The 20,468-nt window shown below is 51.8% G+C and carries 19 protein-coding genes; 10 read left to right on the top strand and 9 right to left on the bottom strand.

The window, feature by feature from the left end:
* Window positions 1-29: 29 nt before the first annotated feature.
* The gene (hpnH, locus tag ACMXD4_RS04880) at window positions 30-1,133 is read right to left on the bottom strand and encodes an adenosyl-hopene transferase HpnH (RefSeq protein ID WP_415880016.1); all 1,104 of its coding nucleotides are present in this window, start codon (window positions 1,131-1,133) and stop codon (window positions 30-32) included.
* Between the two features lie 439 nt (window positions 1,134-1,572).
* Between hpnH and ACMXD4_RS04875 the strand changes: the two genes are divergently transcribed.
* The 10 genes from ACMXD4_RS04875 (at window position 1,573) to ACMXD4_RS04830 (ending at window position 13,162) form a co-directional block, all read left to right on the top strand.
* The gene (locus ACMXD4_RS04875) at window positions 1,573-2,664 is read left to right on the top strand and encodes a phytoene/squalene synthase family protein (protein ID WP_171696415.1); all 1,092 of its coding nucleotides are present in this window, start codon (window positions 1,573-1,575) and stop codon (window positions 2,662-2,664) included.
* Window positions 2,665-2,673: 9 nt separating this feature from the next.
* Window positions 2,674-4,629: a squalene--hopene cyclase gene (gene shc / locus ACMXD4_RS04870; protein ID WP_415880015.1), complete on the top strand. Its 1,956-nt coding sequence runs from the start codon at window positions 2,674-2,676 to the stop codon at window positions 4,627-4,629.
* A complete protein-coding gene (locus tag ACMXD4_RS04865; protein WP_033159607.1) occupies window positions 4,626-5,330 on the top strand; it encodes a phosphorylase in 705 nt (234 codons plus the stop codon). Before shc ends, ACMXD4_RS04865 begins: the two co-directional genes overlap by 4 nt.
* An 83-nt stretch (window positions 5,331-5,413) precedes the next feature.
* Window positions 5,414-6,799, top strand: a complete 1,386-nt coding sequence (locus ACMXD4_RS04860; RefSeq protein WP_033159608.1) for an aspartate aminotransferase family protein — start codon at window positions 5,414-5,416, stop codon at window positions 6,797-6,799.
* A 10-nt stretch (window positions 6,800-6,809) separates the two neighbouring features.
* Window positions 6,810-7,169: a copper resistance protein CopC gene (locus ACMXD4_RS04855; protein ID WP_033159609.1), complete on the top strand. Its 360-nt coding sequence runs from the start codon at window positions 6,810-6,812 to the stop codon at window positions 7,167-7,169.
* Window positions 7,170-7,174: 5 nt separating this feature from the next.
* Window positions 7,175-8,806, top strand: coding sequence for a copper resistance D family protein (locus tag ACMXD4_RS04850; protein ID WP_171696418.1), 1,632 nt, complete (start codon window positions 7,175-7,177; stop codon window positions 8,804-8,806).
* A 2-nt stretch (window positions 8,807-8,808) separates the two neighbouring features.
* Window positions 8,809-10,671, top strand: coding sequence for a 1-deoxy-D-xylulose-5-phosphate synthase (gene dxs, locus ACMXD4_RS04845; RefSeq protein ID WP_415880014.1), 1,863 nt, complete (start codon window positions 8,809-8,811; stop codon window positions 10,669-10,671).
* A gap of 47 nt (window positions 10,672-10,718) precedes the next feature.
* Window positions 10,719-11,417 carry a class I SAM-dependent methyltransferase gene (locus ACMXD4_RS04840; protein ID WP_415880013.1) on the top strand — a complete coding sequence of 233 codons (699 nt, stop codon included), beginning with the start codon at window positions 10,719-10,721 and terminating at the stop codon, window positions 11,415-11,417.
* Between the two features lie 28 nt (window positions 11,418-11,445).
* A complete protein-coding gene (gloB, locus tag ACMXD4_RS04835; protein ID WP_415880012.1) occupies window positions 11,446-12,213 on the top strand; it encodes a hydroxyacylglutathione hydrolase in 768 nt (255 codons plus the stop codon).
* Between the two features lie 85 nt (window positions 12,214-12,298).
* A complete protein-coding gene (locus ACMXD4_RS04830; RefSeq protein WP_415880011.1) occupies window positions 12,299-13,162 on the top strand; it encodes a glycosyltransferase family 2 protein in 864 nt (287 codons plus the stop codon).
* A 1-nt stretch (window position 13,163) separates the two neighbouring features.
* Here the strand turns inward: ACMXD4_RS04830 and ACMXD4_RS04825 are convergent, their stop codons facing one another.
* From ACMXD4_RS04825 to fabF, 8 genes are all read right to left on the bottom strand, one after another.
* On the bottom strand, window positions 13,164-14,297 hold the full coding sequence (locus tag ACMXD4_RS04825) for a methyltransferase (protein WP_415880010.1): 1,134 nt from the start codon (window positions 14,295-14,297) through the stop codon (window positions 13,164-13,166).
* 249 nt (window positions 14,298-14,546) lie between these two features.
* Complete coding sequence (locus ACMXD4_RS04820) at window positions 14,547-15,347, bottom strand: TatD family hydrolase (RefSeq protein ID WP_415880009.1); 801 nt, start codon at window positions 15,345-15,347, stop codon at window positions 14,547-14,549.
* 48 nt (window positions 15,348-15,395) lie between these two features.
* Window positions 15,396-15,749 (bottom strand): PilZ domain-containing protein, encoded by a 354-nt coding sequence (locus ACMXD4_RS04815; RefSeq protein WP_033157114.1) that lies wholly within the window; start codon window positions 15,747-15,749, stop codon window positions 15,396-15,398.
* A gap of 4 nt (window positions 15,750-15,753) precedes the next feature.
* A complete protein-coding gene (locus ACMXD4_RS04810) occupies window positions 15,754-16,755 on the bottom strand; it encodes a DNA polymerase III subunit delta' (protein ID WP_415880008.1) in 1,002 nt (333 codons plus the stop codon).
* Window positions 16,755-17,381 carry a dTMP kinase gene (gene tmk, locus ACMXD4_RS04805; RefSeq protein WP_415880007.1) on the bottom strand — a complete coding sequence of 209 codons (627 nt, stop codon included), beginning with the start codon at window positions 17,379-17,381 and terminating at the stop codon, window positions 16,755-16,757. Before tmk ends, ACMXD4_RS04810 begins: the two co-directional genes overlap by 1 nt.
* Window positions 17,378-18,367, bottom strand: a complete 990-nt coding sequence (mltG, locus tag ACMXD4_RS04800) for an endolytic transglycosylase MltG (RefSeq protein WP_308441626.1) — start codon at window positions 18,365-18,367, stop codon at window positions 17,378-17,380. The genes tmk and mltG overlap by 4 nt, the downstream gene beginning before the upstream one ends.
* Window positions 18,368-18,369: 2 nt before the next feature.
* Window positions 18,370-19,191 (bottom strand): aminodeoxychorismate lyase, encoded by an 822-nt coding sequence (pabC, locus tag ACMXD4_RS04795; RefSeq protein ID WP_415880006.1) that lies wholly within the window; start codon window positions 19,189-19,191, stop codon window positions 18,370-18,372.
* Between the two features lie 27 nt (window positions 19,192-19,218).
* Complete coding sequence (gene fabF / locus ACMXD4_RS04790; protein WP_171696427.1) at window positions 19,219-20,463, bottom strand: beta-ketoacyl-ACP synthase II; 1,245 nt, start codon at window positions 20,461-20,463, stop codon at window positions 19,219-19,221.
* Between the last annotated feature and the right edge of the window lie 5 nt (window positions 20,464-20,468).

The following is a 20,468-nucleotide window of genomic DNA, read 5'->3' as shown; positions in this document are numbered from 1 at the left end:
GTTAATGAGGATGACTTCCAGGGTTAGTCTTAAGACTCTACTTTTACCGGAATCTCGGAAATTGCCGACTTTTTGAAAGAAGCAACAAACTCAGGCTGCTTTTCAGCAACCATTTCGCCGGAGGTTTTGGGACCACGCACCGCTGCCCACAAAGCTTTCAATGGATGCGCCAAGGTATCCTCTACCGCTGTTGCTTCGTAGCCGCAATGCGCCATGCAATTAGCGCATTTAGGATTTTTCACCGTACCGTATTTGTCCCAAGGCGTGTCATCCAGCAACTCTTGAAAGGAATTAGCATTACCTTCGTCAGCCAACAAATAGCAAGGTTTTTGCCAGCCGAATACGTTGCGCGTTGGATTACCCCATGGCGTACAGTCGTAATTCTGATTGCCGGCCAGATAATCCAAATACAGCGACGAATGGTTCAATTTCCACTTACGGTTCTTGCCGATTTTGAAAATACCGCGAAACAGGTTTTTAACGTCAAGGCCTTTAATAAACACGTCCTGCTTAGGCGCGCGCTCGTAGCTGAATCCAGGCGCAATAGTGACGCCTTCTACACCCAACTCCATCGCGTAATCCAAAAACTCCGCCACTTCTTCCGGGGTTTCGCCTTGGAACAGGGTGCAGTTAACGGTGACCCTAAAGCCTTTACCCAAGGCCAATTTGATCGCTTCGACAGCGATGTCGAAAACCCCTTCCTGGCAAACGGAAGTATCATGCCGCTCTTTTAAACCATCCAGATGCACGGAAAAGGTTAAATAAGGCGAGGGGGTGTAATCGTTAATCCGTTTTCTTAACAGCAAAGCGTTGGTGCAAAGATAAACAAACTTCTTTCTAGCAACGATACCGGCCACAATCTGCGGCATTTCTTTATGAATCAAGGGTTCGCCGCCTGGAATGGACACCATCGGTGCGCCGCATTCATCAACCGCAGCCAAACACTCCTCAACAGAAAGCCGCTTGTCGAGAATATCATCGGGATAATCGATTTTACCGCAGCCCGCGCATGCTAAATTGCATCTGAACAGGGGCTCCAGCATCAAAACCAAAGGATACTTTTTTACACCTTTGATCTTTTGCTTGATCAGATAACTACCTACAGCCAATTGCTGACGTAAAGGAACACTCACAGCATTATTCTCCAAAAACTATCACGACATCCAGCGACCACAGCTGTTACAAAAAAACAACAGCCGCAAACCGATAACCATCCTAGAAGTGACACCTGCTGCGGCCAATTTAGACCATCAATTAGGCTCGAGGCGCACAATTAGATGTGGTCAGAATACCACTTTCCAACAACATACTCCAGATAAAATACGCAAAAAACAACAAGAACATGCGCACATTTCCTGAAAGCCACACAAAGCCGCTTAGCAACCACAAAAAAGCCTAACCCCTAAAAAACCATAATTATTTTTCTAAAACAACAACAAAGATCAGAAACATGAACTCATATATTGCTTTTGCCAGCACCATTTCGACAAATTTGCCATAAAGCAACATCACTTTGCAAAACACCAACAAACAGTCTATCATTTGGGCAACTAATAGTTAGCCTTGATACAGATGAACGGATCTCAAACACTAATCAATAATCCGGAGTTGCTCAGACAACTAACCGACGCCGAACTGCAAGCCACCTTGCTTGAAGGCGTGTCGCGCACGTTTGCGCTAACTATCCCGCAACTCCCGGATGAACTGTATCCGGCTGTGGCGAATGCTTATTTGCTATGCCGGATTGTCGACACCATAGAAGACGAAATATCCCTTAGCGCCGAACAAAAGAAATACTTTTGCAGCGCTTTTATAGACATAGTCAAGACCGGCAATAACGCAGATGTATTCAGCGCCGAGCTGGCTCCACTGCTCTCGGAGCAAACCATTCCGGCCGAACATAGCCTGATCCAGCTGGTGCCTCGCGTGATTGCCATAACCCGCTCACTGGACGCTCCGCAAATAGAAGCCCTGGCGTGTTGCGTGGAAACCATGGCGAACGGCATGCTGGTCTATCAGGCGTTGGATTTACATGCCGGCTTGAAAACCCTGAAAGACATGGACGACTACTGCTACTACGTAGCCGGCTGCGTCGGTGAGATGTTGGCAAAGTTGTTCTGCCATTATTCCCCGGAAATAGCCGCGCATCGCGAAGAACTATTGAGGCTCTCAGTCTCCTTTGGTCAAGGTCTGCAAATGACCAATATCCTGAAAGATATTTGGGACGACGCCAAACGCGGCGTATGCTGGTTACCGCAAGACATTTTCACCGAAACCGGTTTCAATCTGGCCGAGCTGACGCCGGAAACCGACGACGAGCGTTTCCGCCTCGGCCTGAGCCATCTGGTGGCTATCGCTCACGGGCATTTGCAAAATGCATTAACTTACACACAACTCCTGCCCAGCCACGAAACCGGCATCCGCAACTTTTGCCTTTGGGCGCTGGGTATGGCCGTACTGACCTTGAAGAAAATCAAGGCAAACCTTAATTTCAACGAATCGAATCAGGTCAAAATCAGCCGTAATAGTGTGAAAGCCACTATTGTCGCGACCAAATTGACCGTGCGCAGCAATTTGCTGCTATCCCTACTGTTTAACCTGACCAGCCGTAATTTGAAATCGCCGGATTGGCACTATTCACCTATATCGCACACTGGACAATAAGGAATCACTATGTTTACTGAAGCCCATATAGATACCAGCAGCCACGACACGAACAATACCAGCAGCAGTAAAAGCGGCCTTGGCTTACTGAATGCCGCTATCGCACGCGCCCAGGAAAAATTACTTAGCCTGCAAAGCCCGGAAGGTTATTGGGTATTTGAGCTGGAAGCCGACTGCACTATCCCGTCCGAATACATCATGATGATGCACTACCTGGACGACATCGATGAAGAATTGCAGCGCAAAATGGCCGTTTACCTGCGCAGCCGCCAGGCCGAAGACGGCAGCTATCCGCTATTTACCGGCGGCCCCGGCGACATCAGCGGTAGCGTCAAAGCTTATTACGCCTTAAAAATGGCCGGCGACGCCATTGATGCGCCGCATATGGTCAAATTAAGAGAGTGGATACTCAGCCAAGGCGGTGCGGCGCGCGCCAACGTCTTCACCCGAATCGCACTGGCGATATTCGAACAATTACCCTGGCGCGGCGTGCCGTATATTCCGGTGGAAATTATGCTGCTGCCCAGCTGGTTTCCGTTTCATCTGGACAAAGTATCCTATTGGTCGCGCACCGTGATGGTACCGCTGTTCATCATGTGCACCCTAAAGGCTAAAGCCAAAAATCCGCACAAGGTCAACGTCCTGGAATTGTTTGTCGTTCATCCGGACGAGGAAAAACATTACTTTCCAGAACGGACTCTGCTGAATAAATTCTTCCTGGGCCTGGATAAACTGGGCCGCGTTACCGAGCCGTTGATTCCACAACGCATGCGCGAACACGCCATTCAAAAAGCCGTTGATTGGTTTACCGAACGCCTAAATGGCGAAGACGGTTTGGGCGGCATATTCCCCGCCATGGTTAACGCCTACCAAGCCATGTTGTTATTGGGCCTCCCAGCCGATCACCCCAACGTGGTGATCGCACGCCAATCAATCGATAAACTGCTGGTTATCAAAGATGACTACGCCTATTGCCAACCCTGCTTATCGCCAGTTTGGGACACAGCACTCGCGGCGCTGGCTCTGCAGGAATCCGACAAAGCCGCTAACGCTCCGCAGCTAAGCAAAGCTTACGAATGGCTCAAGAGCGTACAACTGTCTGACGAACCGGGCGATTGGCGCGTTCGCCGCCCCAATCTCGCCGGCGGCGGCTGGGCGTTTCAATTTGCCAATCCGCATTACCCCGATGTCGACGATACTGCGGTAGTGGGCTTCGCGATGGCAGATTCCAATCTGCCTGAACTGGACGAGTCCATCCACAGAGCGACACGCTGGATTGTCGGTATGCAATCGCAAAACGGCGGCTACGGCGCGTTCGATGTCGACAACACCTATTACTATCTGAACGAAATTCCATTCGCCGACCACGGCGCCCTGCTCGACCCACCGACTGTCGACGTCAGCGCCCGCTGCGCGATGTTGATGGCTCGGGTGGCGAAGGATCACGACGAATATTTACCAGCCCTGAAACGCACTATCGAATACATCCGCGGCGATCAAGAAGCCGACGGTTCGTGGTTCGGCCGCTGGGGCACCAATTACATTTACGGCACCTGGTCTGCCTTGCTGGGCCTGGAACAAACCGATGTACCGAAAAGTGACCCGATGTACACCAAAGCTGCGGCGTGGCTAAAAAGCGTCCAACGCGAAGACGGCGGCTGGGGTGAAGACAACTTGAGTTATCACGACGATAAGAAATTTCGCGGCCACTACCATTTCAGCACCGCCTTCCAAACCGCTTGGGCCGTGTTGGGCTTGATCGCCGCCGGCGAAGTCCACAGCCAGGAAGTCAAAGCCGGCATCGACTTCCTGCTGCGCAGCCAGCAGGCGGACGGGGTTTGGAATGACCCCTGCTTTACTGCACCGGGCTTTCCAAAGGTGTTTTATTTGAAGTATCACGGCTATGACAAGTTCTTCCCATTATGGGCGTTGGCTAGATACCGTAACGAATTAGCCAAACAGTGACCATAGGAATTCTTGTTGCCTTACCGGAAGAGCTCTCCACCCTGACCCGCCTAAAATTGGTCCAGGGTGATTGCGTCAGAATCGCCGACAACATTCTCTTGGCATTTGCCGGTGCCGGACCGGTCAATGCGGAGCGGGCCACGCGCCTGTTAATCGCCAAAGGCGCTAAAAAACTGATCAGTTGGGGCTGCGCAGCCGCATTGTCGCCGCAATTGAAACCGGGCGATCTGATGCTGGCCGAGCAGTTGTTATCGGAGCAACAACAGGTGTTCGATACCGATCCGCGCTGGCGTAAGCGTCTGCACGAGTTGTTGGATAAGCAGTTTCCGATTTCCAACGGCAAGTTGGCTGAAAGCAGCCATATCGTCAGCAACAGTAGCGATAAGCACAAACTATACCGGCAGACCGGTGCAATTGCCTTGGACATGGAAAGCTGCGCCATGGCCAAAATTGCCGAGCAATCGAACTTACCTTGTCTGGCAATTCGTACGATTGCCGATCCGGTAAGCATGAGCCTACCCCAAGCGGTTACTCAGGCCTTAAACGGCCAGGGGCAGGTAGAAACCAGCAAACTCTTGCGTTTTTTGGCAACCCACCCATGGGAAGCGCCCAGCCTCATCAAGTTGGGCTTACATTTTCATGCCGCGCAAAAAACCTTGAAAATCATTGCCAAACAACTAAACGAAATCATCGTTTTTTAGCAGAAAACCGTGAATTATTGAAGGGTTAAGCAGCGGGAACATAGCGTAATCCGGAAATAAACCAAGCACTTACGAGGTATTACATGTCTTTTAGCATTGCCGATCTTTTTACTCAGCATTTCGACGAGAAATTCGATTTGCACGAGCATTATCTTAACAACCAGATGGTGCGCGTCTTACGTACCATTGGTTACGACAGAAACTATAAAAAAGCGATCGGCCAATATCTTTACGACGAAGACGGTAACGAGTACCTGGACTTGCTCAGTGGTTTCGGCGTGTTTGCAATGGGACGCAACCATCCGACCATCATCAAAGCCCTGCAAGAAACCCTGACACTGGAATTACCCAGCCTGGTACAGATGGATGTGTCCTTGCTCAGCGGCCTGCTGGCCAAAGAAATTCTGGCGACCTGCCCGGACAATCTGGAGAAAATGTTTTTCTGCAATTCCGGCACCGAAGCTGTCGAAGCGGCGATCAAATTCGCCCGCTACACCACCAAGCGTTCGCGTATCGTGCATTGCGACCATGGCTACCACGGCCTGACGATGGGCTCATTGTCACTGACCGGCGAACACATCTTCCGCGAAGGTTTCGGCCCACTATTGCCGGAATGTACTTCCGTACCGTTCAATGACTTGGCCGCACTGGAACAAGCCTTGAGCAGCAAAGATGTGGCGGCCTTCATTGTCGAACCGATTCAAGGCAAAGGCGTCAACATTCCAGACGATAACTACCTGCCGGAAGTCGAGCGCTTGTGCAAAAAATACGGCACCTTGTTCGTGGCCGACGAAATTCAGACCGGCATAGGCCGTACCGGCAAGTTCTGGGCCATCGAGCACTGGGGCGTTAAACCGGACATGATTTTGATGGCCAAAGCCTTGTCCGGCGGCTTCATCCCTGTCGGCGGCGTCGCCATGACCACCCATATCATGGACACCGTGTTCAACCGCATGGACCGAGCCGTCGTGCATGGTTCAACCTTCTCGAAGAACAATATGGCAATGGCTGCCGGCCTGTCTGCCTTGCATGTGGTTCACGAAGAAAAACTGGTCGAAAACAGTGCCAAGGTCGGGGAAGACATCATAGCCACCATCAACGCGATGGCGCCGAAATACGAATTCCTGAAAGAAGCACGCGGTAAGGGTTCAATGATTGCCATCGAATTCCAGTCACCAAAAAGTTTGGGCTTAAAGGCCGCCTGGGCCATGCTGGAAGCCGCCAACAAAGGCCTATTCTGCCAGATGATCCTGATCCCGCTGTTCAAGGAACACCGAGTACTAGCACAAGTGGCCGGCCACGGCATGAACGTGGTCAAATTTTTACCGCCGCTAACGCTGACTCAAAAAGACCGCGATTGGATTGTCAATTCCGTGGAAAAAACCATCGCCGATACGCATAACGTCACCGGTTCGATCTGGACGCTGGGTAAAAACCTGGCCGGCCATGCTTTAAAAAACAAAAAATAAGGTGCCACACATGAATTTTTTCAAACCTGCTTTGTTCGCCTTGGCACTGGTCGCCAGTAACAGCGCTTTCGGCCACGCCGTTGTCACGCATAATTCTTTAAAACTCAAGCCTGTGCCGGTCAATCTGGCCAGTGACGTGGAACTATCGTTCAATTCCAAGGTGGAATTGGATTTGTCGGAAGTATTCCTGGTCAGTGCCGGGGATAAAATGCAAACCATTACGGCCACGCCGGGCGAAAAACCCGGCCAAGTCTTGCTGCATCTACCAGCTTTGGAACCCGGCGAATATGCCATCAAATTAAAAATATTCGCCGCCGACGGTCATCTCAGCGAAGACCTGCTGCGTTTTTTTGTCAAACAGGCTAAGTGATCCGCATGGAAGGCATTGCAAATTATTTAGACTCATTGATAGGCGGCGTCGATCTCACGTTTTATTCCATCACCATCGGTGGCTTGTTGTGGGGACTGTTAGTCCTGCGCCCCTGGCATGAAGAGGCGCTGTATAACTCGGCCTTACTGAGCAAAACCGTCAACCTGATTCATTTCGGCAGCAAAGCCCTGGTCATCACCCAATTGTCGAAAATTGGCCTGAAAATATGGCTGATGGCCGTGACCTTAGGCAAATCGCCGTTCCCGGCGTTTTTCCAAACCGTGCAATTCCAGGCCGGTTTAGCGCGCGCTACCTGCGCTTTTATTTTGGCGGTGTTCATCCGGCAAGCGTTAAAAAGCAATCCACGCTCCAAACAATTCTGGGTGCTGTCCACGGCGATTATTGTGCCGCTGGTCATTTCCGCAGCTTGGCTGGTACACGGCGCGAGTCGTTTGGAGGATCGCGGCCTGTTAATGACGTTAACTGTCACGCATCAGATCGCTGCGGCCACTTGGGTGGGCGGCATATTTCAAATTCTGACGTTATGGGGCTTGAAAAAACGTAATGCCATAGCCGTTGAAGTTTGGCCTTTGTTATTAAAACGCTTCTCGGCAGTGGGCATCGGCTCAGTCGTCATATTGCTGGTCACCGGCACGCCGCTAGCCTGGTATTACATCCGCACTTTCCAAGGCTTCATCGGCGCCGGTTACGGCAATCTGTTGTTGGTAAAAATTATCATGCTGGGTCTGGCATTAGGCTTTGCCTGGTTGAATAGGCAAGCCGTGAATGCCTATTTCACCAGCCGCAGCCTGTATGCCCTGACCGCGCGCGTGCCCTACTATATCGAAGCGGAAACCCTGATACTGCTGACTATCCTGTTCACTGCCGCCAGTTTGGCCTCGCAACCGCCAGCTGTCGACATTCCGCATTTGACTGCGAGTTTCGAAGAAGTCTTGAACATGTTCCATCCGCGCGTACCGCGCTGGGAATCGCCGACTCACGAAGCCTTGATCGCCGGCGAAGCCGGACGGGTAGCCATCGTCGGTCAGATTCCGTCGGAAGCTGCTACTGCCTGGTCCGATTACAACCACAACATTTCCGGCATCTTCCTGGCGACCATGAGCTTCTTCGCGATGTTGTCGTTCTCCAACCGCTTCCATCGTTGGGCGCGCTTCTGGCCGGTTGGTTTCATGGCATTGGGCGTGTTCCTGTTTTTCCGTAGCGACGCCGAAAGCTGGCCGCTGGGTCCTATCGGTTTCTGGGAAAGTACCTTTAACAATGGCGAAATTCTGCAACATCGGATCGCCACGCTATTGGTGTTTGTACTGGGTTTGATCGAAGTGCGAGCACGGCTGAACAACAACAGTGGCTTTATGCCCTACATGTTTCCGTTGCTGGCGGCATTTGGCGGCATGATGCTGTTGGCGCATTCGCATGTCGGTTTCGAGGCAAAAACTGCCTTCCTGATTCAGGTCGGTCATACCATGATGGGCGTATTCTCGCTGATCCTGGCTTGCGGCCGCTGGCTGGAACTCAAACTAGATTCGCCCGGTAAAAACGTAGCCGGATTTATTTCAGTGTTCGCTTTATTCCAGATAGGCGTCATCCTGATGTTCTATCGTGAACCCCTGTACTGATCATGAAACAGACTAACGAATTTCCGTTACTAGACACCATCCAGACCCCCGCCGACGTTCGGGCCCTGAAGCCTGAACAACTCGAACCGCTGGCCGATGAGTTGCGTCGCTATCTGACCCATACCGTCAGTATCTCCGGCGGCCATTTCTCGGCAGGCCTGGGCACGGTGGAACTGACGGTGGCGCTGCATTATGTGTTCGATACGCCTTCGGATCAGTTGGTGTGGGATGTGGGCCATCAGGCTTATCCGCATAAGATTTTGACGGGGCGGAAAGAGCGGATGCCGACGATTCGTACCTTGGGTGGGGTCTCGGCGTTTCCGTGCCGGACGGAGAGCGAGTACGATGCGTTTGGGGTCGGTCATTCGTCAACGTCGATCAGCGCGGCGCTGGGCATGGCGATTGCCTCGCAGTTGCGCGGCGAGGACAAGAAGATGGTCGCCATTATCGGCGACGGTTCGATTACCGGCGGTATGGCTTATGAAGCGATGAATCATGCCGGCGATGTGAACGCGAATTTGTTGGTGATTCTGAACGATAACGATATGTCGATTTCGCCCCCAGTAGGCGCGATGAATAATTATCTGACCAAGGTGTTGTCGAGCAAGTTTTATTCCTCGGTGCGGGAAGAAAGTAAGAAGGCCTTGGCTAGTATGCCGTCGGTGTGGGAACTGGCCCGTAAGACAGAAGAGCATGTGAAGGGCATGATTGTGCCGGGCACGCTGTTCGAGGAGTTGGGCTTTAATTATTTCGGGCCGATCGACGGTCACGATGTAGAGATGCTGGTTTCGACTTTAGAGAAGTTGAAGGATTTGTCCGGGCCGGTGTTTTTGCATGTGGTCACCAAGAAGGGCAAAGGCTATGCACCGGCGGAGAAAGATCCTTTGGCCTATCACGGCGTGCCGGCCTTCGATCCGACCAAGGACTATTTACCGAAAGCCGCGCCGTCACCGCACCCGACCTATACGGAAGTGTTCGGGACTTGGTTGTGCGATATGGCCAAGCAGGATGAGCGGCTGTTGGGGATTACGCCGGCGATGCGCGAAGGGTCGGGCTTGGTGGCGTTTTCCCAGCAGTATCCGAAGCGCTATTTCGACGTGGCGATTGCCGAGCAGCATGCGGTAACCTTGGCCGCCGGGCAGGCCTGTCAGGGGGCCAAGCCGGTGGTGGCGATTTATTCGACCTTTTTGCAACGCGCTTACGATCAGTTAATCCACGATGTGGCCTTGCAGAATCTGGACGTGTTGTTTGCGCTGGATAGAGCGGGTTTGGTGGGACCGGACGGTCCAACCCATGCTGGGGCGTTTGATTACAGTTATATGCGCTGTATTCCGAACATGTTAGTCATGGCGCCGGCCGACGAGAACGAGTGTCGGCAAATGCTGACCACCGGTTTCAAACACCATGGTCCGGCCTCGGTGCGCTATCCGCGCGGCAAGGGTCCGGGGACCACGGTTGACAAGGCCTTGACCGAACTCCCCATCGGCAAAGGCGAAATCCGCCATCAAGGCAGCCGCATTGCGATTCTGGCCTGGGGCAGTATGGTGACACCGTCAGTGGAAGCCGGCAAGCAGCTGGGCGCGACGGTGGTGAATATGCGCTTTGTGAAACCGCTGGATGAAGCCTTGATTCTGGAAATGGCGAAAAGCCATGATGTGATCGTCACGGTCGAAGAGAACGTGATTGCCGGCGGTGCCGGCAGTGCGGTGAACGAGTTCCTGCAGGCGCAAAACATTCTGATGCCGGTGTTGAACATCGGCCTGCCGGATCGGTTTGTGGAGCAAGGTAGTCGCGAGGAGTTGCTGGCATTATGCGGCCTGGATACTAAGGGTATCTTGGCTAAGATTCAGGCGGTTTGTGCGTAAACAGCCCGATGTTACAGAGCTATTTCAAGTCCTTGTACCAACGCACGATGTCGGAAGCGTATGCGTTGGCGGCCAGGGAAATAGTATCGGCGCTAAAAGAGAATGGCGGAGCATGTCTTGACTGTGGTGCCAACAGCGGCTATTGGTTTGATCGCCTTGCTACCGAAATAGGTTTGACGCCCGCTCAATACCACGGCATCGAGTGGGATAGTGACAGCGTCAATGCGGCCCGGTTAAAGCAGCTTAATGTTCAGCAGGGCGATCTGAATAAAAAGCTGCCTTTCGAAAACGACAAATTCAGCTGTGTATTCGCGCTTTCTGTTTTGGAACATTTACTAAATGGCTGTCATTTTCTCAAAGAGACGCATAGAACATTAAAGCCAGGGGGCAAACTGGTGCTTTTAACCCCAAACATTAGCACTTATTTCACCGCCGCCCTGATTCTTGCCGGAAAAATGCCGTCTAGCGGCCCACATCCCGACTCGGATATTTTGCTGAAATCGGAGGAAGTTTTTAAGGTCAGCGCAGATGAACTTCACTGGGATACCGAGTCCGATACACCTGTTCACCGCCATTTAGTGGTATTCAGTTACTTGACGCTGAAAAAATATCTAAACACTATTGGTTTCTCACAAGTCACGGGGTATGGCTTTGGCTTATATCCGCTGCCAAACTTCATTCAGCCTGTTTTTGAAAAAATCGATCCTTACCATTGTCACCAAATGGTCTTCATTGCCAGAAAATAAGTATTGATTAACTATTGCACATAGATAAATGTTAGAAATCCTGCAAATACCGGTTCTACAAGACAATTACATTTATCTATTACAAGACACTTATTCCGGATTGACCGCCGTGATTGACCCCACCGTTGCCGATCCGGTTATCGATGCTTTAGTCGAGAAATCCTGGCAACTTGATTACATTTTTAATACCCATCATCACAGCGACCATATAGGCGCCAATTTACAACTCAAGCAGCAAACCGGCTGCAAGATCGTTGGCTCGGCAGCCGACCAGGCGCGTATCCCCGGCATTGACATACTGCTCGGCGACGGGGATGTAGTTAAACTCGGCAATCAGTGCTTTCAGGTCATCGACACACCCGGCCATACCGTAGGGCATATCGTTTATTACAGCGCCGATAGCCAGGCTTTGTTTTGCGGCGACACTTTGTTTTCGCTGGGTTGCGGCCGATTGTTCGAAGGCAGCGCCGAACAGATGTGGCATTCGTTGGAAAAACTGAAAGCCTTGCCGGCCGAAACCCGCATCTACTGCGCCCACGAATATACCGCCGCAAATGGCCGTTTTGCGTTGTCGGTTGATCCGGACAATCCGCAGCTGCTGCAGCGGATCGATCAAGTCGCCGAACTTCGCCAACAAAACCGCCCCACCCTTCCCTCGACTATCGGCCTGGAACTGGCAACCAACCCCTTTTTTAGGGCGCACGACCTCGGTATTCGCAACAATATCGGCATGACAGACCAATCCGACTTGGCGGTTTTCAGGCAATTACGCCTATTGAAAGACCAGTTTCGATAAATCGACCCCAGCTGTCGATACCCTTTAATTCTGCTAGACTGTTGTCCACATTTCGGCATGTTTCCTTGCCAAACTTTGGATTTTCATGAATAACATCCCCTCGATCAGCATCGTCATCCCCGCAAAAAACGAGTCTAGAAATCTGCCGTCCTTTTTACCGATGTTACATCTGCTGTACCCTGATGCGGAGATTCTGCTGATAAACGATGGCTCGACGGACGATACTGCCGCCATCGCTCGCGCGGCCGGCGTCACGGTGATTGATCATCCTTACAGCATGGGCAACGGTGCGGCGATTAAAACCGGAGCCAGGCATGCAAAAAACGATATTTTGGTGTTTATGGATGCCGATGGCCAACACGACCCCGGCGACATTCCGGCGTTGCTTAACAAACTGAACGACGGCTACGATATGGTGGTCGGTGCCCGAAACGCCGGTAGCCATGCCTCATTATTCCGACGTCTGGCGAATAAGTTCTACAATAAGCTGGCATCAATGATGACCGGACACAAAATAGAAGATCTTACGTCCGGATTTCGTGCGGCCCGAGCCAACAAATTCCGCAAATTTCTTTACCTATTACCCAACGGTTTTTCTTATCCGACCACCAGCACAATGGCGTTTTTTCGTTCCGGCTTCCCGGTAGCCTACATTCCTATCCACGCCGGCAAACGCAGCGGCAAAAGCCATATCCGGCTGATGCATGACGGTTTTCGATTTTTTATTATTATCTTACGGATTGGGGTGCTGTTCTCACCCATGCGGCTGTTTTTACCCATCAGCAGCATAGTATTTAGCTTGGGCGCCGGCTATTACGGCTACACTTATTTTACCGAAAACCGATTTACCAATATGAGCGCGGTACTGTTTTTGTCGTCCTTGTTTATCTTTCTGATCGGCATCGTTTCCGAACAGATTTCATCCTTACATTATAAAAATATCGAATAATTCAAACCTTCACGCTGCTGAAAATCACGAATTTGGCATTAGCAGCCACCTGCCGGCAATTGCCGAATAATTTCTTCAGCGCCAGATGGTAGTTCAAATGGCGATTACCGATTACCCGTAACTCACCGCTCTTACGCAAGACTTTATGTGCCTGCCGGAACATCTGCCAGGCAATATGATCGCCTATGGTGTGCTGTTGATGGAACGGCGGGTTACAGACTATGCAGTCTGCACTGTTCTCCGGGTAATCGCTCAAACAGTCGGCAACTAAAAAATTGGCCTGTCGACTATCGGCAAAAGCCGCCGCAAAATTTTCTTTGGCCGAGGCGATAGCCATAAACGATTCATCGATAAACCCTATTCGCGCATTTGGGTTTTGTTTTGCCAACATCACGCCGACGATGCCGTTACCACAACCCAAATCGATAAAATCTCGGTACTCGGAGTTTTGCGGCAGATGCTCCAATAAAAAACGGGTGCCTATATCCAGGCTATCGCGAGAAAATACGTTGGCGTGATTGCAGACCGAAAGATCGCTATTCTCCAACTGATAGCGCGTGGGATAAGGGTTTTCCGGCAGTTGCAGATTTTGATCCACACTGGCAAAAATCAGTCTAGCTTTTTTCACCGCCAAAGAGGGCTGCGTGGGTCCGACCAAGCGCTCCAGCAATTTCCAGGTGTTTGGCGGCAAGGTCTTTACCATACCAGCAGCGATTACCCGACAATCAGCCTTCAACAACGGTTTAAGCCTATGCAATTGATACTCCAGCAAAGCCATGGTTTTGGGGATTTTAATCAGTAGGTAATCAATGTCCGCTTCCGGTAGCGACAGGCTATCCAACAAGCGCACTCGCTCGTGGTCTATGCGATTCAATGCCAGATTAATACGTGTCGCCTGCTGCGAAAGCCAGGAATCGGACATAGCGGTTGGCCGGTAAGCGCTGAGCGAAACTGCCAACGCACCGAAGCTGTCATTGAGGATAACGATACTGCCATGCTCGGCAACGCCTGCGGCAGCCAAGTGATTTAACAGATATTCGTCAGCAGCATCCCAAGCCCGCAGCAGTTCATTTTTGCGAAAAGGTAAGCGCTGGAGTTGAAAAACCCCTAGCGGACTAGCTAATTCCAGATCCATATTCCGAGAAAATAAAGTTGCTATACCCCAGGGCATAAAAGGTAGATTGATGTCATGACGGCATTTCAAGGAATTAGGTTAACCGCCAGGGCAGCGACAATTTGCCACGCGGCAAAATGCCACATTTTCAGGACAGTGTCGCTTCAGTAAACTGCAAGCAACTCTTGTATGCGCCCCTATGGGGAATGAGAGTTATACCCCACCTCTCCGAACGGCCGGTCCATCGCAACATGGACCCGGTCGTTTTTTTTAGCTGGCCCGGCGTAGCTTATCGGCCGAAGAGCCGGCAAACAGGCGATAAAAGTTTTCGGTTGATTGCTCGGCAATGGCTTCGACGGAGGTCCCGCGCAAATCCGCAATATGTTCCGCCACGTAGCGCACATAGGTCGGATAATTCGGTTTACCGCGATACGGCACCGGCGCCAGATACGGTGAGTCGGTTTCAATCAGAAAACGGTCGGCTGGTATTTTACGCGCCACATCTTTGATGGCTTCCGCGTTCTTGAAAGTCACGATGCCGGAAAAAGAGATATAGAAATTCAAATCCAATGCTTTTTCCGCATAAGCCCAATCCTCGGTAAAACAGTGGATAATCCCGCCCACTTGGTCCGCGCCTTCTTGCCGCAACACATCCAAGGAATCCTGCCCAGCCTCGCGAGTATGGATAATTAAAGGCTTGTTGAGTGTCTTGGCGGCGGCGATATGGGTGCGAAACCGTTGAAACTGCCATTCCAAATCGCCCTCGCTACGAAAATAGTCCAGCCCCGTCTCACCAATGGCGATCACTTTTTCGTTATCGGCCAACTGCAGCAAGTCATCCAGCGTGGGCTCACGCCCATCATGAACATTTGGATGCACGCCCACCGACAAGGAGATGTCCGAATACGGCATGACTTGCTCCAGCATAGCCGGATAGGCTTCCATATCGATAGAAATACACAGCATATGCCTGATCTGGGCCGCGCGTGCCGCTTGCACAAAGGTATTGAAATCATTAGCGTAAGGCGCCAAGTCGATACGATCAAGATGGCAGTGGGAGTCGATAAACATGAGTTTAGAAAAGTAAAGACAAGCGGCAAAGTCCGCCCGCAAAAGTGTTTACATGGTGTGCGTGGAGCGATCAGATTCTAATGCACCGGCCAGATAGGTTTCGATTTTATTGCGCGCCGCACCACCATCCTGATCACTGAATTGCACGCCAATACCGGCGGCGCGATAGCCTTCCGCGCCGGACGGCGTTTTCCAGATAATTTTACCGGCAATCGGCAAGCGTTCAGTTTCGTCCATTAAATTCAGCAACATGAACACTTCCTCACCCATCTCGTATTCGCGTTTGGTCGGGATGAACAAGCCGCCATTTTTCACGAAGGGCATGTACGCCGCATACAGCGCGTTTTTATCCTTGATCGATAAGGACAGGATACCTTGTCTGGGTGCTGCTGATTCTGCCATACGCTTAGTGTCTGTTCAGTTGCGACCAGCTAATCAATAGCTGCTCGACCATCAATTGTTTATTAAGTTGCGTGTTCAATTGCGACTTGGTGGTAAGCACATTATCGTAAAACCGATAGAGGCTTTTCAATTCTAGCCGCTCGGCGAGGGCTTGCAAGGCATTTTTCAGATCCGGATTGCTAAGCGCCGGCGATTCCGCCCGGTAAGCACATTTAACAATGTCAGCAATCCAGCTTGCCATCCAGCGTAACACCACGGCCAAATCAATCTTTTCCTGCTTTTGCCAGAGTTCGGCGACGGTTAACAGATTCTCTTTGCCTTGTGCCACTTGCAGCCAGGCGTCGAAATACTGCTGCCGGAGCTGAATCATATTAAGCTCGGCGTATTGCTGGGCCAATAGCGGCGAGCCTTGGGCCAGCGTTAAGAGCAGATCGGCCTGCTCTCCGACACGCTGCTGCCGCAACCAAGTCATTGCCAGTTCGTGGTCGGGCGTTAGGCAATCGATTTTCTGGCAACGGCTGCGAATCGTCGCCGGCAAGCGGCTCGGTTGCTCGCTGATCAACAACAAACAAGTGCGTTCGGTCGGCTCTTCCAGGCACTTCAAAAACGCATTCGCCGAAGCCGTATTCAAGGCATCGGCCGGCTGAATAATCACCACGCGATAGGCATCGTCGTACTGCGGTTTCAACGCCAGCTTGACGATTAACTGTCTGATTTTATCGATACCGATGGCCTTGCCCGGTTCGTCAGGTTCTATCGTCACAAAATCGGGATGGGTTTGCGCATCGAACAATTTACACGCAATGCAATGACCGCAGGCACTCGCATCGGCCAGCGGCGCCTGACACAACAGGGTTCGAGCGTAATATCCGGCCAAATGCCGTTTGCCTTGCCCTGCCGCGCCGGAAAACAGCAAGGCTTGCGGGAGGCGTTGTTGCTCGATATAACCGTGCAACTGCCGCCAATTATCCTGTTGCCAGGGGTAAACCTGCAGTTGGGTAGACATCAATCGGCCCACAAGCCTGCCAACTCAAGGCGCAACTGCTGTTGCACCTCGCCGAGCGGCAAACTGGCATCGATAATTTTGTAACGACGCAAATCCGCCGCGGCGCGTTGTAAATAGGCTTGCCGGACTCGGTCGAAAAACGCTAACTGTTCGGTTTCAAACCGGTCCAGTTCGCCCCGATGCTTGGCGCGCTGCATACCGATTTCTATCGGCGCATCGAAGACAAAGGTCAAATCCGGCCGAAGCGTGCCCTGCACCGTGTTTTCCAGCCAAGCTATGGTCTGTAAATCCATATTGCGGCCACCGCCCTGGTACGCATAAGTAGCGTCAGTGAAACGGTCGCACACCACCCACTGCCCTTGCTGTAACGCCGGCAAGATCACTTGTTGAATATGTTGAGCACGCGCCGCGAACACCAACAACAACTCGGCTTGCTCGGTCAAACTTTCCGCTTGCCGTTCCAACAAAATCCCGCGAATCTTTTCGGCAATGCCGGTACCGCCCGGCTCGCGGGTCAGCACGAACGGGATGCCCCGTTCTTCCAGCAACTGTTTGATAAATTGCAGATTGGTGGATTTGCCGACGCCTTCACCACCTTCCAGCGTGATAAATCGACCGTAAGTCATCGTTGATATTGATCGACGTATTTTTCGTGTTCAGCCAAGGTCGAAGAAAACGCATGGCGGCCATTGCCGCGGGCGACAAAGAACAAAGCATCACTATTATCCGGGTGCAAGGCGGCTACAATCGCCTGTTTACCGGGCATTGCAATCGGTGTGGGCGGCAGGCCTTCGATGATATAGGTGTTGTAGGGTGTGGGTTCGCGCAAATCTTTATGCCGGATATCGCCATGGTAATCGTCGCCCATGCCATAAATGACGGTAGGATCGGTTTGCAACAACATGCCTTTCTTTAAACGCCGCGCAAATACCCCGGCGATCTTTCTGCGCTCTTCGCCGGCGCCGGTCTCTTTTTCGACAATAGACGCCAAAATCAACGCCTCGTAAGGGTTTTCCAAGGGCACGCCGTCATCGCGTTTTTGCCATTCTTCGTTCAACACCGCTTGCATGCGATCATGCGCACGCTTAAGCAAATCGACATCGGAGGTATTTTTTTCAAAGAAATAGGTGTCGGGAAAAAACAAACCCTCCGGATGATTCTTATCCGAACCGATTTGCGCCATCAGGTCTTCCAATTGGTTATCGGTCAGCGTGTGTTGCAGGTTGGGGTTGTTTTTGATGGTATTGAACATTTGCTTAAAGGACCAACCCTCTGGAAACGTAATCGAATACTTGCGGGTTTTACCATCGGTCAATTGTTGCAGAATGTCGGCGGCGGTAGAACCTTTCGCTAACACATACTCACCCACCTTCAACAAATGGTCGAGATTTTTCCGATAGGCAAACAACCGAAACCATAAGCGATTCACCGTCACCTGCTGCGCACGCAGATTTTTCACCACCGATTCCAACGTATCGCCTTTTTTAATTTCTATCACGGTCTCGGTCATGACGACCGGCTTTTTTAGAATTAGTTGATAGTGCATGCCGGCCCAAATCGACACCAAACCCAATACCATCAATAATGTAAATGCGATAATGCTTCTAAACACTGCTATACCTCTGCCATGCGGGCTGCGTTGAGCAAGTCTTGCAAGTGCCGGGTGATGGCGCCGACACTAAAAACTTGCGCTTCCAACCGTTTAATCGGCCAGATACCGATTACCGAGTTGCTGACAAATAGCTCGTCAGCCTGCAAAACGGCAGTTTGATCGATTGCTTGCTCAAACAACGGTAGCTTGCTGCACTGCGCGAATGCCATGATCAGCTGCCGCACAATACCGGCGACGCCGCATTGCCCTAGCGGCGGCGTGTATAAACTGCCTGACTTGACGATGAATAGATTACTCATCGTGCCTTCCACGACCTGGTCTTGAGTATCCAACATCAAACCCTCTTGAATCGAATCATCTTGCCATTCCGCTCTGGCTAAAATCTGCTCGAGTCGATTCATGTGTTTGATACCGGCCAAGCTCGGATTCAAAGACAAACGCTGTTCGCAAAAACGCGCGGCGATGCCGTCTGTTTGAAGTTGCAGGGGATAATCGGGGTAAGGATGCAGGCTGAACAGCCTGGTAGGGATAACTTGCTCTGGCTGCCGGTAACCGCGACCGCCGCTGCCGCGCGTCACGATCAACTTCAGCACGGCCCGCTCGCTAGATTCGCACAACTGCCGGGCTTCAGTTTCAAGCAAGACAGCATCCGGCATCGGGATTCGCAGCCGGCGACACCCCTCTGCTAAGCGTGTTAGGTGGCGATCAAAAAACAGCGGTTTTCCCTGCAAGACTTCGATGGTCTCAAACAGACCGTCGCCGTATTGAAAGCCTCGGTCAGAAACATCGACACAGTGTCTGTGCTCGCCGTTTAATAAAAACATAGCCAGACACTGCGGAAGCGGAAGCGCTTATTGGTAACGTTTGAAAACCAGAGAGCCATTGGTACCGCCAAAGCCAAACGAGTTGGAAATAGCGACGTCGATGTGCATGTTTCTGGCAATATTCGGAACGTAATCCAGATCGCACTCAGGATCGGGATTTTCCAAATTGATGGTGGGTGGCGCGATTTGATGCTGAATAGCCAGGGCCGTCAATACTGCTTCGATACCCCCGGCAGCACCCAACAAATGACCGATCATCGACTTGGTGGAACTAACGGCCAATTTATAAGCGTGATCGCCCAGCGCCAATTTCATCGCATGCGTTTCGCCAATATCGCCGGCCGGTGTTGAAGTACCGTGGGCGTTGATATATTGCACGTCTTGCGGATTAACTTTAGCGTCACGCATCGCATTACGCATGCAGCGTGCCGCGCCTTCGCCTCCCTCGGATGGCGAGGTGATGTGATAAGCATCGCCGCTCATGCCGTAACCGACCAGTTCCGCGTAGATTTTCGCCCCGCGCGCCTTGGCATGTTCCAGTTCTTCCAGGACTACTACGCCGGCGCCGTCGCTGAGTACGAAACCGTCGCGGTCGCGGTCCCAGGGGCGGCTAGCGGTGGTAGGGCTGTCATTACGGCGCGACAAGGCTTTTGCCGAAGCAAATCCACCCATCGCGGTCGGCGAAGTCGTGCAGCGCTCTGCACCACCGGCCACCATCACATCGGCATCGCCGTATTTGATCAGTCGCGCAGCGTCGCCAATATTATGCGTACCCGTCGAACAGGCGGTGACGATGGCAAAGTTGGGGCCTTTCAAACCATATTTGATCGACAGATTACCGGAAATCATATTAATGATGTTGCCCGGCACAAAGAAAGGCGAAATCCGTCTTGGTCCGCCGGCCACGTAGGTGGCATAGCATTCTTCAATACCGGTAATGCCGCCGATGCCGGCGCCGATAGCCACACCGATCCGCTCGGCATTTTCTTCGGTGACTTCAAAACCGGAATCCTCAATCGCCTGGCAACCCGCTGCAATGCCGTAATGCACGAAACCGTCCATGCGTTTGGCATCCTTCTCGGCAATATAGTCGCCGATATTGAAATTTCTGATGACACCGCCGAACGTCGTTGCAAAAGGGGATATGTCAAATGAATCGATCGGACTAATGCCGCTCTTCCCGTTGACAATGCCATCCCAGGTATCGGCAACATTATTGGCTAACGGCGTAATGGCGCCTAAGCCCGTTATAACAACTCGACGTGTGCTCACAGTAA

Source organism: Methylomonas sp. TEB (genome assembly GCF_047777895.1).
Taxonomy (GTDB): domain Bacteria; phylum Pseudomonadota; class Gammaproteobacteria; order Methylococcales; family Methylomonadaceae; genus Methylomonas.
Note: the sequence above shows the minus strand (reverse complement) of the source record. Positions and strands in the feature narration are given on the sequence as shown.

What these genes read in the sequence shown, in the direction of transcription:
- shc (WP_415880015.1), top strand. Translation starts at nt 2,674, where the DNA reads ATGTTTACTGAAGCCCATATAGATACCAGCAGCCACGACACGAACAAT.
- ACMXD4_RS04855 (WP_033159609.1), top strand. Translation starts at nt 6,810, where the DNA reads ATGAATTTTTTCAAACCTGCTTTGTTCGCCTTGGCACTGGTCGCCAGT.
- ACMXD4_RS04815 (WP_033157114.1), bottom strand. Translation starts at nt 15,749, where the DNA reads ATGGCAGAATCAGCAGCACCCAGACAAGGTATCCTGTCCTTATCGATC.
- ACMXD4_RS04875 (WP_171696415.1), top strand. Translation starts at nt 1,573, where the DNA reads ATGAACGGATCTCAAACACTAATCAATAATCCGGAGTTGCTCAGACAA.
- tmk (WP_415880007.1), bottom strand. Translation starts at nt 17,381, where the DNA reads ATGACTTACGGTCGATTTATCACGCTGGAAGGTGGTGAAGGCGTCGGC.
- ACMXD4_RS04850 (WP_171696418.1), top strand. Translation starts at nt 7,175, where the DNA reads ATGGAAGGCATTGCAAATTATTTAGACTCATTGATAGGCGGCGTCGAT.
- ACMXD4_RS04830 (WP_415880011.1), top strand. Translation starts at nt 12,299, where the DNA reads ATGAATAACATCCCCTCGATCAGCATCGTCATCCCCGCAAAAAACGAG.
- gloB (WP_415880012.1), top strand. Translation starts at nt 11,446, where the DNA reads ATGTTAGAAATCCTGCAAATACCGGTTCTACAAGACAATTACATTTAT.
- ACMXD4_RS04825 (WP_415880010.1), bottom strand. Translation starts at nt 14,297, where the DNA reads ATGGATCTGGAATTAGCTAGTCCGCTAGGGGTTTTTCAACTCCAGCGC.
- ACMXD4_RS04810 (WP_415880008.1), bottom strand. Translation starts at nt 16,755, where the DNA reads ATGTCTACCCAACTGCAGGTTTACCCCTGGCAACAGGATAATTGGCGG.
- pabC (WP_415880006.1), bottom strand. Translation starts at nt 19,191, where the DNA reads ATGTTTTTATTAAACGGCGAGCACAGACACTGTGTCGATGTTTCTGAC.
- ACMXD4_RS04860 (WP_033159608.1), top strand. Translation starts at nt 5,414, where the DNA reads ATGTCTTTTAGCATTGCCGATCTTTTTACTCAGCATTTCGACGAGAAA.
- ACMXD4_RS04840 (WP_415880013.1), top strand. Translation starts at nt 10,719, where the DNA reads ATGTCGGAAGCGTATGCGTTGGCGGCCAGGGAAATAGTATCGGCGCTA.
- dxs (WP_415880014.1), top strand. Translation starts at nt 8,809, where the DNA reads ATGAAACAGACTAACGAATTTCCGTTACTAGACACCATCCAGACCCCC.
- ACMXD4_RS04820 (WP_415880009.1), bottom strand. Translation starts at nt 15,347, where the DNA reads ATGTTTATCGACTCCCACTGCCATCTTGATCGTATCGACTTGGCGCCT.